Below are 12,879 nucleotides of genomic sequence, written 5' to 3' on the forward strand. Positions count from 1 at the left end.
CGGAAGGCATCGCCATCTGATGGTGTACACGCTGCGCGGCTTACGCCGCTCCTACAAAATCCAGACACAAAAAAAACGCCGGCTTAGCCGGCGTTTTTTTTACTTCACATCCACCCAGACAAGGTGATGGTCGCTGCCGTCGGCGATCTTCGCTTCCGGGCTGTCGTTGGCGGGCCAGAACACGCCGCTGCCGATGTAGCTCAGGCCGGTGGACGGCAGTACATAGTCCAGACGCATCGTGCCCGAGCGCGGGCCGAAGTCGCCGGTGGCGTGCTGCGGCGCGCCGCGGCGGACGATGCCTTTCTCCGCGTAGGCCAGGCTGGTCTGCTCGGCACCGACGCTGGTCGGCGTCGGGTAGCGCAGCACGCGCGGGTGTTCCAGCAGTTCGAGGATGGCGTCGTGGCGGCCGTCGCCATCGGCCGGATCGTTATTCAAGTCGCCAACGATGACGAAGCGTGCATCGGCAGCCAAACCGCCGCAGCTACCCTTGTCATCGCACAACCACGGCTTGTCGCCGCCATCCAGGTATTCCTTCCACAGCCGCAGTTCGTCGTGGTTGCGGGCGGCATTGCGCTTTTCCTTGCCGTCGAACACTGGCGGGGTGGGGTGCGATGCCAATACATGCACGGTGCCCAGCGGTGTGCGCACCGGCACGTCCCAATGCGACTTGGAGGAGAGCCGCAGCTGCGACCACACCGCGTCCGGCCAGAACGATTTGCCGGTACTCGGTTCGATCGGACGCAAGGCGCCGGGCATCGTGCTCCACTTCAACAGCTGGAACGTGCGCACGGCGGCTTCGTCGATCGGGTACTTGGACAGCACCAGCATGCCGTACTGGCCCGGGTGCAGGCCGTAGCCCCAGGCGTCGTTGCCGCGCTCGCGACCCTTGCCGCCGACGGTGCCGTTGTTGTCCAGGTCCAATCCGCTGGGCACGCCGGTGTTGACCGGTGCCAGGTAGCGATACGGGTACTTGAGCGCTTCGCCGCCGCCGGGCTGGGCGACTTCAAGGTAGCGTTGCTGGAACAGGTCGGCGGCGCGATGGGCGTCGTCGAAATCGAATTCGTTGAGCAGGACCAGATCCGGCCGCGTCTGCTGCAGCACAGCAGCGATCTTGCGCGCGTGCGCGCTGTCGCCCTGCAGTTCACGGATCAGGCCGCCTTCCTCCTCGGAGTACAGGGAGGTGTTGTAGGTTGCCAGCCGTAGCTGGGCAGGCGCGCTGGCGCTGCCGCTGGGTGTGGTGGAACAGGCTGCCAACAGCAGGGTCATCGGGGCGAGTAGGGTTGAGATGCGCATCCGCCGATTTTCTCACGTCGTCATGACGATGAGGCGAAAAGCGAAGCTGCGAAAACACGAACGCCCCGCATGCGGGGCGCCCATGGATGGCGCTGTTACGTTGCTTAGAACGTGCAGCCCATCGCGCCGAAGCTGGTCTTGGCCTGTTCCAGCGCGGTCTTGCACTGGTTGGCCAGCTCGGTCTTGTCGGTCACGCCAGCCCAGGCGCTACGCGACTGCTCGATGCCCTGCTTCATCATGTCGCGCTGGGCTTCGGGCACCTTGTCGCTGATGCATGCGTAGACCTTTTCCAGGTACTGGTCGCATTCCGGAACGCCGGTGCTGGCCTTGACGGTGTCGGTGGCCGGAGCCGGGGTGACTTCGGCTGCAGCAGCTGCAGGAGCAGCGGCCGGGGCGTCGGTGGCCGGGGTTTCGGCCTTCTTGCAGCCGGCGAGGGCCAAGGTGCCAATTGCAGCCAGAATCAGTAGTTGGGTCTTCACGCATTGCTCCTGTTGAATGGATACTTCCTTGCGTCATCACGATGCGCGATGACGGTCCCATTCTGCATAAATCCCGGTTAAATGCGCATCAACGCAAGTCGCCATTGAGCTGCCTCCCAATCAACGTTGATCGTTGCCAAGGCCCTGTTCGCCCTGCAGCCAGCGCTTGCCGTCGAAATACTCCAGCGGATGGAAGCGGCGCTTGTAGTCCATCTTGCGGTGGCCGTTGATCCAATAGCCCAGATACAGATGTGGCAAGCCGTTGCGTTTGGCCCAGGCGATCTGCTGCAGGATGCCGAAGGTGCCCAGGCTGCGTTTTTCCTGGTCCGGATCAAAGAACGTATAGACCGCCGACAGGCCGAGGTCGGTGACGTCGGTGACCGCGACAGCCAACAGCTGGCCGCGTTTTCCGGCCACGCCGGGCGCGCGGATCTCCATGAAGCGGCCATGTGACCAGCTGCCGATCAGGAACTGGTCGAACTCATGTGGGCCATGCTCGTCCATGCCACCCTTGGCATGGCGGTGGGACAGGTAGCGCTGATACAGGGCGAACTGTTCGTCGGTACGTTCGGCAGGCAGGATCCGGCATTGCAGGTCGGCGTTGTGCGTCAGGCAGCGGCGCTGGCTGCGGTCCGGGTTGAAGCGTTCCACGGGAATGCGTACCGGCACGCAGGCGCGGCAAGCTTCGCAGTGCGGGCGGTAGACCAGATCGCCGGAGCGGCGGAAGCCCCAGGTCAATGCCATCGGGTAAAGCGCGCCCAGCCGCTCGTCCTGGGGGTCCAGCACAAGGTCGCGTGCCTGTCGTTCCGGCCAGTAGCCGCAAGCATGCTCGCCGGTCTGGAACAGGCGCAGTTCTTCGTTGTTTTCGCCGTGGGCTGCCATGCGTACAGCATAGCCGTGGCGCGTCGCAAAACCTGCGCCTGTCTGCGTGATGAACATGGCCGGCACGCAGGTCAACCAAGCCGATAGCTGGTGCGTTGACCGTAGCGAGGACGCAATGCCGCGTCCGCAGCCTCACCACGGAGCCACACCATGACCAAGACCCACCGCAAACCACTCCTCCTGCTGGCGATGCTGCTGGCCACCTCGGCCACCGGCTTGGTGTTCGCGGCCGCGCCGACCAGCACCGGCCCGGCGCCGCAGCGCCTGGATGCCAACAATGATGGCGTGGTTGATCGCCAGGAAGCAGCGGCCCGTCCGCATCTGGCGCAGCGTTTCGACGAGTTGGACACGAACAAGGACGGCAAGTTGTCACGTGAGGAAATGGCGCAGATGCGTCACGGCGGGCGTCACGGCGGTGATCGCCACGGCGGCCACCGCGGACCGCGTGATGGCGGCTTCATGCGTGGCATCGATACCGACAACGACGGCCGCATCAGTGCCGCCGAGTACCAGGCCAACTTCACCCGCCTGGACGTCAACAAGGATGGCTACATCGATCAGGCCGATCGGCAGGCCCGCGCCGAGCAGCGTCGTGCCGAGTGGTTTGCCAAGGCCGATACCAACAAGGATGGCAAGTTGAGCCCGGAAGAACTTCAGGCTGCACGCAAGGATGGTCATCGCGAACATCGTGGCCCGCGCGGCCCGATGCCGCCGCAGGCTCCGGCCGCGAAGTAAGTTCTACAAAGGCGCCGATCGACAACACCCCCGCTGGCAACAGCGGGGGTGTTTTGTTGCTGGAGTTCAGTGCTGCAGCAGCGCGTACAGCGTCGCCGCAACCGCCAGCAGCGATGCGCTGACCACGGCGCTGCGACCGAACATGCTCTGATAGATCCAGGACGGACCCTTGCGGCCATGGCGAGCCGCATCACGGGCAAGCATCGGCGCCATCACGCGCGGCAGCGTGACCAGGTACTGGTAGTTCAATACGGCCATGCCTGTTGCCAGGGTCAGCAGTCCGCCAACCAGACCCATGCGGAACACTACGCCGGCCATGGCGCAGATGCAGAACACGAAGGCGCCGATGGTGTGCAGGCGCATGAAACGGCGAACACGCTGGGTTTCCTCCGGCGTCTCGGCATAGTGCAGCAGGTAGAGATTGGTGAGATAGGCCCCGAGCGTGCCAAACACGACTGCGCCGGCCACTATCCATAGATCGAAAGGATTCGGGAACAGTGCATTTACGGTAGCGCCGAGTGTTCCTGCGGCCGCGCCGCTGCCGGCGGTGTTGATGCCAAGACTGCCGATTCCCAGTTTGCCAGCACTGGTGCCGGCAACTCCTGCGCCACTGGCAATGATCGCAGCGCTGGCGACGCCAGGGGCTGCCAACATCAGTGCCGAGCTGACCAAGGCAGCGAAAGCAGCGCTCGGCGCAGAGCTGCGGGCGAATTCACCGAAGCGCTTGAGCATCTCCTCGCGCACGCTGGCACGAGCGCGCGACAGGCGCTTGCGCACGGCGGCATCGCTCAGGCCCAGCAGCATGGCCACCTGCTGCGAACTCTGCCCTTCGCGGTAGTACAGCAGCAACGCTTCGCGGCTGTCCTCGGGCAGGGCCGAGATGATTTCCTCGGCGACCAGTTCTTCCTCCACCCGCGCCATCGCGTCGACACCGTTGGGCGAGGGGTCGGCGGCCATGCTGATGGCGATTTCCGCAGCCTCGCCGCTGAGCGGACGGTTGCGGTTGGCGCGCAGCCAGTCGCGGGCCAGGTTGCGGGTGATCTGCCGCAGCCAGGGCAGGAAGCTGGAACTGTTGTTGAGCTGGGTGAGCTGCTGCCAGGCCTTGATGAAGGCTTCCTGGGCGATGTCCTCGCTGGCCTGCACATCGCGGGTGATGGCCAGGGCGATGGCGGTCACCGTGTTCTGGCAGGCCATCACGATGCGCCCATAGGACTGCGTGCAGCCCTGGCGGGCGGCAGGCAGCTCGTTCTGCAGCAGGATTTCCAGCGTTTCGGTGCTCATCGGACAGGCCTTTTCGACGGTACTGCCAAACAGGACGGGCACCGAAGCCCGATGTGACCGATTATTTTTCCGGTGCCGGTGCCGGTGCCGGTGCCGGTGTCGGCGGGGTGTCAGGCTGGGACTGGATGCGCACGCGGAACTCCTCTTCGCCCGGTTGCGGCTGGGCCGGTTGTGCCTGTGCCGGGTTGGCGGGGGCCGTGGCTGCAGGCGCGGGCGCGGGCGCAGTGCGATGGCGCATCATGATCACCAGAGCCACACCGGCAATCACCACCAGCAGGGCGATGCGGATCCGCCACGCCCAGCTGCGGCCATTGCCGGCCTCTGCGGGTGCTTCGCGGAAGGCGTATTCGGCGGTGGGATGGTCGCGGCGGGTGGTGTCGAGCAGGCGCTTGTCGCGCAGGATCTCACGCGCCCGCGGCTGGTCATTGGCATGCACCACCCAGACCGAGGGCAGGTTCTCGTTGTTGACCTTGTCGGTATAGCTGAACTGGCCACGGCGCTTGCTGTGGTACGAGCGACCGTTGGTGACGCGGACCTCGATGCCTGCATCACGCAGGATCTCCGCCACACCTTCGGCGTTCTCGACGCGCTGGCTGCTGAAAATCTTGCGCATGGTTCAGCCCTTGCTCGCTTCGTTGTCGTCGGGGGTCACGCGGATCAGGCCTTCCTGTGCGGTGCTGGCGACCAGTACGCCATCGCGGGTATAGAACTGGCCACGCGCCAGGCCGCGCGAGTCCTGCGCGCTGGGGCTGTCCAGCGAGTACAGCAGCCAGTCGTCGGCGCGGAACGGGCGGTGGAACCAGATCGCATGGTCGAGCGAGGCCATCTGCACATGCGGCTGGTAGTAGCTGATGCCGTGCGGGAAGGTGGCCGTGCCGAGCAGATGGAAGTCGGAGGCGTAGGCCAGCAGCGCCTGGTGCAGCTCCGGCGCATCGCCGATCTTCTCGTTCAAGCGCAGCCACACCTGGTGATAGGGCGGGCGCTTGGGCGGGTTCAGTTCGTCGCGCGGATAGACGTGGCGGAATTCGAACGGACCGCCGCGCGAAAGCCAGCGCTGCACCTTCACCGGCAAACGCTCCAGCACATCGGCCGGCAGCGGACGGCTCGGCTCGATGTCCTCGGGCTGCGGCACATCCGGCATCTTGTGCTGGTGTTCGGCACCACGCTCGGCCTGCTGGAAGGAGGCCGCGCAGAAGAAGATCACCTTGCCGTGCTGGATGGCGGTGACCCGGCGCACCGAGAAGCTGCCGCCATCGCGGGTACGGTCCACGTCATAGACGATGGGGTGGTCGATGTTGCCGGCACGCAGGAAATAAGCGTGCAGCGAATGCACGTGACGGCCGTTCTCGACCGTGGCCTGGGCGGCGGCCAGCGCCTGCCCCAGCACCTGCCCGCCGAACACGTACTTGGTGCCGATATCGCGGCTCTGGCCGCGGAACAGGTTGTCCTCCAGCCGCTCCAGCGACAGCAGGTCAATCAGTTCGGAGACCACGGGTTCAGGCGTGTTGGACAAGGCGGCGGCCTTCTTTTCGACAGGCCGCGATTATAGGCGAGCGGGGACGGGGCAATGCAGGCAGGTCAGCACCCGGCATGCCGCCGTTGCCAATCCCCAATCCCAGCTCCCGAATCCCTAGTTCTTGCCCAGGCGAGCCGCCAAGGCCTGCAACGCGCCCTGCGCATCCGGCGAGAACCACGCCTCGACAAAGCGTTCCAGCTGGATGTGCTCGGCCTGCATGGCCTCGTGCAGGTCGGCGCGGGCGATGGCGCGGGTCTGCAGCATCGGCTGCGCCGGCAGCTTGAGTTGGGCCTGCAGCCAGCCGATGGCGCGTTCGACCACCTGTGGCGCACCATCGGCCAGTTCATCGACCAGGCCGATTTCCAGGGCGCGTTCGGCGCTGACCAGTTGGCCGCCGGTCAACAACACGCCGGCGCGATGGTGGCCGACCACGCGGCGCATCAGCCGCTGGATGCCTTCCGGCGCGACCAGGCCGACCTGTACTTCGTTCAGGCCGATCACATAGGGTTTTGCCGGGTCGGCGCTGCGTGCCATCACCCGGTAATCGCAGCACAGTGCAAGCACGCAGCCTCCGGCCGGCGAGTGGCCGGTCAGCGCGGCTACCACCGGCACGCGGCTTTCAGCCAATACCCGTGCAGCGCCGAAGAACGCCTGCCAGCTGTCCATCAGCTTGCGCTTGTCATCGCCATGCGAGAGCAGGTGCGGGACGTCCATGCCGCCGGTGAAGATGCGCTCGCTGCCGGACAGCACGATGCCGTGCACGTCGTCGGTCATGGCCAGGGTGACGGCGGCAATCAGGGCACGGCACAGTTCGGTATCCAGCGCGTTGACTGGCGGCCGCGCCAGGCGCAGTTCACGGATGGGGCCATGGTTGATCACTTCGATGAGCGTGGTCATGCTGCGGGTTCTCGTGCGGCAAGGAATCGTGACCTGATGATAACCAAACCATTCGTGTGCGTACTGTTGGCCTTGTGTGCGTTCGAGGCTTCGGCTGCAGCACCGGCCTGCGTGCTTGTGGAACAGGGTTGGGTGCGGCTGACGCCGGCGGCGACGCGGATGGCGGCGGGCTTTGCGCGCATCCGCAACGGCTGCGCCAACGAGGTGGTTGTGGTGGGCGCGGGCAGCAAGGCGTTTGGCGATGTGTCGCTGCATGAAACCACGGTCACGGAAGGCGTCAGCCGGATGCGCGAGATCGAACGCTTGCCGATTGCTGCCGGGGCAGTTGCCGAGCTGAAGCCCGGCGGTCTGCACCTGATGCTGATGCAACCGGAAGTACCGCTGACAGAAGGCGCGCAGTTGCCATTGCGGCTGAGCCTGGAAGATGGAACCAAGGTCGACGGGATGCTGCAGGTACGACGCGAGGCGCCTGCGCGCTGATCAGGCGTCGGTCTGCTTCAACCACTCGCGCGGGGACATCCCGGTTCTGGCGGTGAATACCCGCGATAGCGCCGAGGCATTGGCATAGCCCAGCTCGTCGGCCAGCGTCTTGATCGGCCGGCCTTGCCGCAGCCGGCGCTGGGCCAGTGCGATGCGCCAATCGGTGAGGTAGTCCAACGGTGTCTGTCCGACGATGTCGCGAAAACTGTTGGCAAACGCGGTGCGCGACATGCCTGCCTGTTCGGCGAGGCTGCCCAGTGTCCAGCTCTCGCCGGGACGATCGTGCATGGCGGCCAAGGCGCGCGACAGACGCTGATCCGACAGCCCGGTGATGAAGCCGGCGGGTATTCCTGCTTCCTGCGGATGATCCAGCAGCCAGCGAAGGAGCTGGATGACCACGACTTCGAACAGGCGATCGGTCAGCAGCCGCTGGCCGCAGCGGACGTTGTCGGTCTCGTTGAACAGCAGTTCCAGCGTCATTGCCAGGCCGGGGATGCGTGCCAGCGGCAACGCGATCAGCGAGGGCAGGCCACGCACCAGCGGATGGGCGATACCGCCATCGAAGTCCAGGCGTGCACAGGTGAAGTCAGCGCCCTCGCGCGGTGGGTTGTGGAAGCGATGGTTGAACGGGCGCGGATAGAACAGCAGCGTCGGTTCCTCGAAGTGCATCGAGGCAGGGATATCGCGGCTGCCGGGATGGCTGACCTCGAGTTGACCACGCCGCAGTACGTGCAGGTAGGCGTGGCCTTCGCCCGCATCGAAGCTGGTCAGTCCGCATAGCGGGCCGGAGTGGAACAGTTGGGCCTGGAAGCGGAAGTTCTCCAGGACGCCGGCCAGGCGATCCACGGGCGGAAGGCTGTTCATCTGTATCAATTGGTTTGTTTGATGGACTGATCGTATCAAATGGTTCCGATTCGGGCGGGATACTTCTTTCACGGGCTGATGGCCCGGCAACCACCCCAACCGATCAGGAGATCACCATGTCACGCATCAATCTGGAAACCCGGACCGCCCCCACCGCCAGCCAGCCGCTGCTGGCGCAGATCCACCAGGCCTTCGGCGCGACGCCGAACATGTTCAAGGCAGTGTCCAACTCCCCGGCTGCATTGCAGAGCATGTGGGCTGCGTTTGGAGCGCTGGGCAAGGGCAGCCTTGGCAGCAAGCTCGGCGAGCAGATCGCCGTCGCCATCGCCAACCGCAACCGCTGCGAGTACTGCCTGGCGGCGCATACCGTGTTTGGTCAGAAGGCAGGCGCTACCGCCGCTGAAATGGCATCGGCACAGTCGGGCCAGTCAGAAGACGCGCGTACCGCGGCGGGATTGCGCTTCGCGCTGAAAGTAGTGGAGCAGCGTGCGCAGCTGGACGATGCCGATGTGGCGGAGCTGCGTAGCGTGGGCTTCGGTGACGAACAGATCGTCGAGATTCTTGCCCATGTGGCGTTGAACCTGTTCACCAACTACATCAACGTGGCGCTGGATGTGCCGGTGGATTTTCCGAAGGTTGCGTTGAAGTAATGCGATGCGAACGCGGGCAGGTGCCCACGATGCCTGCAACTGCAGCTTGAGCCCCTCTCCCGCGTGCGGGAGAGGGGTTGGGGTGAGGGCGCTTTAAAGCTCTAAAAGCTCTAAAAGCTCTAAAAGCTCTAAAAGCTCTAAAAGCTCTAAAAGCTCTAAAAGCTCCCCTCATCCGACCCTTCGGGCCACCTTCTCCCGCTTGCGGGAGAAGGGAGGTGTCAGGCTTCACTGCCGTCTGCAGTGTCTGCTGCGCAGATCAGCTCGAAGCACCCCGAACAGCCTCCGGCAATGGCGCACTCTTGCCGGTCTGCGTATCCATCCAGACCACCACCACATTGCCGTCCGAATACAGCTTGCTGTCGTCCTTCTGGTCAACGATGCGGTGACCAATGGTCACGCTGCTGTTGCCCAGGCGCTCGACAAACAACTCGACCACGATGTCGTTCGGCCACACGATCGGCAGGCGGTAGTTGATGTTGGTATTGGCCACCACCGGCGCGATGCGGTCGGTCATCGACACGCCTTCCACGCCCAGCATCCAGCGTACGCGCGCCTCTTCCAGATACGAAACGTACTTGGCGTTGTTGACGTGGCCCATCGAATCCATGTCACGCCAGCGCACGCTGATCGGTACGCGGGCCAGTTGCTTGTGCTCGTTGCTCATTTTGCAGCCTTCTTCTTGGCGGGGGCGGCAGCCTTTTTGGCTGCTGCTTTCTTGGCCGGCTTTTCCTTGCGCGGCGGGCGCGCATCAGGCTTGTTTGCCACGGCCGCCGGTTGTTCCGGGCGCGCGCTGGTCGAGGGCAGCATCTTGGCCAGGAACTGGCCGGTGTAGGAATCCGGATGTGCCGCCACGTCTTCCGGCGTGCCGGTGACCAGCACCGTGCCGCCGCGATGGCCGCCTTCCGGACCGAGATCGACGATCCAGTCGGCAGTCTTGATCACGTCCAGGTTGTGCTCGATCACCACCACGGTGTTGCCCTCGTCGCGCAGCTTGTGCAGCACGCCGAGCAGGGCCTCGATGTCGTGGAAGTGCAGGCCGGTGGTCGGCTCGTCGAGGATGTACAGGGTGCGGCCGGTATCGCGGCGCGACAGTTCCTTGGACAGCTTCACGCGCTGCGCTTCACCACCGGACAGCGTGGTCGCGCTCTGGCCCAGCTTGATGTAGCTCAGGCCGACGTCCATCAGCGTTTCCAGCTTGCGTGCGATCGACGGTACCGGCTCGAACAGGCGCAGCGCATCTTCGACAGTCATTTCCAGCACGTCGTTGATGTTGAAACCCTTGTAGAGGATCTCCAGCGTCTCGCGGTTGTAGCGCTTACCGTGGCAGACGTCGCAAGGCACATACACGTCCGGCAGGAAGTGCATTTCCACCTTGATCAGACCATCGCCCTGGCAGGCTTCGCAGCGGCCGCCGCGCACGTTGAAGCTGAAACGGCCTGGCGAATAACCACGCGCACGCGCTTCCGGCACCTGTGCGTACAGCTCACGCAGTGGAGTGAACAGGCCGGTGTAGGTTGCCGGATTGGAGCGCGGGGTGCGGCCGATCGGTGACTGGTCGATGTCGACGACCTTGTCGAACAGGTCCAGCCCCTCGACGCTCTTGTACTTGGCAATGGGGTGCGAAGAACCGTTGATCTCGTTGGCAGCCAGCGAGAACAAGGTGTCGTTGATCAGCGTCGATTTGCCCGAGCCGGACACGCCGGTCACGCAGGTCAGCAGGCCGGACGGAATATCCAGATCCACGTTCTTCAGGTTGTTGCCGCTGGCGCCACGCAGGCGGAGCGTCATCTTCGGGTTGGGCTTGTGGCGGCGCGCCGGGATCTCGATCTGGCGTTTGCCGGACAGGTACTGGCCGGTCAGTGAGCGCGGTGCATCCAGCAGGTCCTGCAGCTGGCCCTGGCCGACGATTTCGCCGCCGTGCACGCCAGCGCCCGGGCCGATATCGACCACGTAATCGGCCAGCCGGATCGCGTCTTCGTCGTGTTCGACCACGATCACCGTGTTGCCCAGATCACGCAGGCGGGTGAGGGTGCCGAGCAGGCGCTCGTTGTCGCGCTGGTGCAGGCCGATGGATGGCTCGTCGAGCACGTACATCACGCCGACCAGGCCGGCACCGATCTGCGAAGCCAGGCGGATACGCTGTGCTTCACCGCCGGACAAGGTGTCGGCCTTGCGCTCCAGGGTGAGGTAATCCAGGCCGACGTCGACCAGGAAGCCGAGTCGCTCACCGATTTCCTTGACGATCTTGGTGGCGATCTCGCCACGCCAGCCGGGCAGGCTCAGCTCACTGAAGAAGCGCTTGGCTTCGTCGATCGGCAGTACCGCGATTTCCGGCAGCGGGCGGTCGGCGACAAACACGTTGCGCGCGGCCTTGTTCAAACGCGCGCCCTTGCACTCCGGGCATGGCCGCGAGCTGATGTACTTGGCCAGCTCCTCGCGCACCGCCGGTGATTCGGTCTCGCGGTAACGGCGCTCAAGGTTGGGGATGATGCCTTCGAAGCGGTGCTTGCGCTGGTTGCGGCCACCGGCCTCAGTGAAATAGGTGAAGGTGATCTGCTCTTCACCGCTGCCGTACAGCACGGCCTGCTTCACGTTGTCCGGCAATGACTGCCAGCTGGCGTCCACATCGAATTTGTAGTGCTTGGCCAGCGAGGCGATCAGCTGGAAGTAATAGGCATTGCGACGGTCCCAGCCGCGCACCGCGCCCGCGGCCAGCGACAGCTCCGGATGCACGACCACGCGGTTCGGATCGAAGAACTCGGCCACGCCCAGGCCATCGCAACCCGGGCAGGCGCCGACCGGCGAGTTGAACGAGAACAGGCGCGGTTCCAGCTCGGGTAGCGCGTAATCGCAGACCGGGCAGCTGTACTTGGAGGAGAACAGCTGTGGGGTGCTGTCGGCGGCATCCAGGGTCATCACCGTGGCCATGCCATCGCCCAGCTTGAGCGCGGTCTCAAAGCTTTCGGCCAAGCGCTGCTTGATATCCTCGCGCGGGCGGAAACGATCAACCACGGCCTCGATGGTGTGCTTCTGGCGCAGGGTCAGTGCCGGCACTTCATCGATTTCATACAGCTCGCCGTCAACACGTACACGCACGAAGCCCTGCGCACGCAGCTGGTCGAAGACCTGAGCGTGTTCGCCCTTGCGATCGCGGATGACCGGCGCCAACAGCATGTAGCGTTGCTCCGGATCCAGGGTCAGCACCTGGTCGACCATCTGGCTGACGGTCTGCGCTTCCAGCGGGTAGCCGTGGTCGGGGCAGCGCGGGCTGCCGACGCGGGCGTAGAGCAGGCGCAGGTAGTCGTAGATCTCGGTGATGGTGCCGACGGTCGAACGCGGGTTGTGCGAGGTCGACTTCTGCTCGATGGAGATCGCCGGCGACAGGCCTTCGATATGATCCAGGTCGGGCTTTTCCATCACGCTCAGGAACTGCCGCGCATACGCCGACAGCGACTCCACATAGCGGCGCTGGCCCTCGGCATAGATGGTGTCGAATGCCAACGAGGACTTGCCCGAGCCGGACAGGCCGGTGATCACGATCAGTTTGTCGCGGGGCAGGTCGAGGTCGATGTTCTTGAGGTTGTGCGTCCGCGCACCGCGGATGCGGATGAAATCCATCGCCATGGGAAATCCGATTTGGACTGCTGCCGGCTGGGCCGGTAGCAGGAGGTGTGGGGGCGTCGCTGACGGCAGTCAATCAGCCTAGCGGCCTTGTGATTTGGGGGCAATTGCCAGTTTTGCCAGTGCTGTTTCCCGCCAGTGGGCCGGATGCCGGCTGCGGGCCTGAACCGGGGTTCAGGCC

The 12,879-nt window shown here is 64.6% G+C and carries 13 protein-coding genes; 3 read left to right on the plus strand and 10 right to left on the minus strand.

The window, feature by feature from the left end; genetic code table 11:
- Positions 1 to 99: 99 nt before the first annotated feature.
- The 3 genes from QMX78_RS16135 to QMX78_RS16145 all read right to left on the minus strand — a co-directional run bounded on the left by QMX78_RS16135 (position 100) and on the right by QMX78_RS16145 (position 2,654).
- On the minus strand, positions 100 to 1,293 hold the full coding sequence (locus QMX78_RS16135; protein ID WP_282271417.1) for an endonuclease/exonuclease/phosphatase family protein: 1,194 nt from the start codon (positions 1,291 to 1,293) through the stop codon (positions 100 to 102).
- A gap of 104 nt (positions 1,294 to 1,397) precedes the next feature.
- Positions 1,398 to 1,772, minus strand: a complete 375-nt coding sequence (locus QMX78_RS16140; protein WP_282271419.1) for a hypothetical protein — start codon at positions 1,770 to 1,772, stop codon at positions 1,398 to 1,400.
- A 120-nt stretch (positions 1,773 to 1,892) separates the two neighbouring features.
- Positions 1,893 to 2,654 (minus strand): arginyltransferase, encoded by a 762-nt coding sequence (locus tag QMX78_RS16145; RefSeq protein WP_282271421.1) that lies wholly within the window; start codon positions 2,652 to 2,654, stop codon positions 1,893 to 1,895.
- A 150-nt stretch (positions 2,655 to 2,804) separates the two neighbouring features.
- On the opposite strand from QMX78_RS16145, the gene QMX78_RS16150 reads away from it, so the two are divergent.
- Positions 2,805 to 3,389 (plus strand): EF-hand domain-containing protein, encoded by a 585-nt coding sequence (locus tag QMX78_RS16150; RefSeq protein WP_282271423.1) that lies wholly within the window; start codon positions 2,805 to 2,807, stop codon positions 3,387 to 3,389.
- Between the two features lie 66 nt (positions 3,390 to 3,455).
- Here the strand turns inward: QMX78_RS16150 and QMX78_RS16155 are convergent, their stop codons facing one another.
- The 4 genes from QMX78_RS16155 to QMX78_RS16170 form a co-directional block, all read right to left on the minus strand.
- On the minus strand, positions 3,456 to 4,670 hold the full coding sequence (locus QMX78_RS16155; protein ID WP_282271426.1) for a sigma-70 family RNA polymerase sigma factor: 1,215 nt from the start codon (positions 4,668 to 4,670) through the stop codon (positions 3,456 to 3,458).
- Positions 4,671 to 4,731: 61 nt separating this feature from the next.
- The gene (locus QMX78_RS16160; protein ID WP_282271428.1) at positions 4,732 to 5,283 is read right to left on the minus strand and encodes a pathogenicity-like protein; all 552 of its coding nucleotides are present in this window, start codon (positions 5,281 to 5,283) and stop codon (positions 4,732 to 4,734) included.
- 3 nt (positions 5,284 to 5,286) lie between these two features.
- Positions 5,287 to 6,183 carry an acyl-CoA thioesterase II gene (gene tesB / locus QMX78_RS16165; RefSeq protein WP_282271430.1) on the minus strand — a complete coding sequence of 299 codons (897 nt, stop codon included), beginning with the start codon at positions 6,181 to 6,183 and terminating at the stop codon, positions 5,287 to 5,289.
- 117 nt (positions 6,184 to 6,300) lie between these two features.
- Positions 6,301 to 7,083 carry an enoyl-CoA hydratase/isomerase family protein gene (locus QMX78_RS16170; RefSeq protein WP_282271432.1) on the minus strand — a complete coding sequence of 261 codons (783 nt, stop codon included), beginning with the start codon at positions 7,081 to 7,083 and terminating at the stop codon, positions 6,301 to 6,303.
- A gap of 36 nt (positions 7,084 to 7,119) precedes the next feature.
- On the opposite strand from QMX78_RS16170, the gene QMX78_RS16175 reads away from it, so the two are divergent.
- Positions 7,120 to 7,563 carry a copper chaperone PCu(A)C gene (locus QMX78_RS16175; protein WP_282271434.1) on the plus strand — a complete coding sequence of 148 codons (444 nt, stop codon included), beginning with the start codon at positions 7,120 to 7,122 and terminating at the stop codon, positions 7,561 to 7,563.
- On the opposite strand, the gene QMX78_RS16180 is transcribed toward QMX78_RS16175, so the two are convergent.
- The gene (locus tag QMX78_RS16180) at positions 7,564 to 8,427 is read right to left on the minus strand and encodes an AraC family transcriptional regulator (RefSeq protein ID WP_282271436.1); all 864 of its coding nucleotides are present in this window, start codon (positions 8,425 to 8,427) and stop codon (positions 7,564 to 7,566) included.
- A 116-nt stretch (positions 8,428 to 8,543) separates the two neighbouring features.
- On the opposite strand from QMX78_RS16180, the gene QMX78_RS16185 reads away from it, so the two are divergent.
- Positions 8,544 to 9,077 (plus strand): carboxymuconolactone decarboxylase family protein, encoded by a 534-nt coding sequence (locus tag QMX78_RS16185; protein ID WP_282271438.1) that lies wholly within the window; start codon positions 8,544 to 8,546, stop codon positions 9,075 to 9,077.
- 256 nt (positions 9,078 to 9,333) lie between these two features.
- On the opposite strand, the gene QMX78_RS16190 is transcribed toward QMX78_RS16185, so the two are convergent.
- Positions 9,334 to 9,741, minus strand: coding sequence for a thioesterase family protein (locus QMX78_RS16190; protein WP_282271440.1), 408 nt, complete (start codon positions 9,739 to 9,741; stop codon positions 9,334 to 9,336).
- Positions 9,738 to 12,701 carry an excinuclease ABC subunit UvrA gene (uvrA, locus tag QMX78_RS16195; protein ID WP_282271442.1) on the minus strand — a complete coding sequence of 988 codons (2,964 nt, stop codon included), beginning with the start codon at positions 12,699 to 12,701 and terminating at the stop codon, positions 9,738 to 9,740. The genes QMX78_RS16190 and uvrA overlap by 4 nt, the downstream gene beginning before the upstream one ends.
- Between the last annotated feature and the right edge of the window lie 178 nt (positions 12,702 to 12,879).

The organism is Stenotrophomonas sp. PS02298, from assembly GCF_029959445.1.
Taxonomy (GTDB): Bacteria; Pseudomonadota; Gammaproteobacteria; order Xanthomonadales; family Xanthomonadaceae; genus Stenotrophomonas.

What these genes read in the sequence shown, in the direction of transcription:
- QMX78_RS16185 (WP_282271438.1), top strand. Translation starts at nt 8,544, where the DNA reads ATGTCACGCATCAATCTGGAAACCCGGACCGCCCCCACCGCCAGCCAG.
- QMX78_RS16155 (WP_282271426.1), bottom strand. Translation starts at nt 4,670, where the DNA reads ATGAGCACCGAAACGCTGGAAATCCTGCTGCAGAACGAGCTGCCTGCC.
- QMX78_RS16175 (WP_282271434.1), top strand. Translation starts at nt 7,120, where the DNA reads ATGATAACCAAACCATTCGTGTGCGTACTGTTGGCCTTGTGTGCGTTC.
- QMX78_RS16135 (WP_282271417.1), bottom strand. Translation starts at nt 1,293, where the DNA reads ATGCGCATCTCAACCCTACTCGCCCCGATGACCCTGCTGTTGGCAGCC.
- QMX78_RS16150 (WP_282271423.1), top strand. Translation starts at nt 2,805, where the DNA reads ATGACCAAGACCCACCGCAAACCACTCCTCCTGCTGGCGATGCTGCTG.
- QMX78_RS16145 (WP_282271421.1), bottom strand. Translation starts at nt 2,654, where the DNA reads ATGGCAGCCCACGGCGAAAACAACGAAGAACTGCGCCTGTTCCAGACC.
- QMX78_RS16160 (WP_282271428.1), bottom strand. Translation starts at nt 5,283, where the DNA reads ATGCGCAAGATTTTCAGCAGCCAGCGCGTCGAGAACGCCGAAGGTGTG.
- QMX78_RS16170 (WP_282271432.1), bottom strand. Translation starts at nt 7,083, where the DNA reads ATGACCACGCTCATCGAAGTGATCAACCATGGCCCCATCCGTGAACTG.
- QMX78_RS16180 (WP_282271436.1), bottom strand. Translation starts at nt 8,427, where the DNA reads ATGAACAGCCTTCCGCCCGTGGATCGCCTGGCCGGCGTCCTGGAGAAC.
- QMX78_RS16190 (WP_282271440.1), bottom strand. Translation starts at nt 9,741, where the DNA reads ATGAGCAACGAGCACAAGCAACTGGCCCGCGTACCGATCAGCGTGCGC.
- uvrA (WP_282271442.1), bottom strand. Translation starts at nt 12,701, where the DNA reads ATGGCGATGGATTTCATCCGCATCCGCGGTGCGCGGACGCACAACCTC.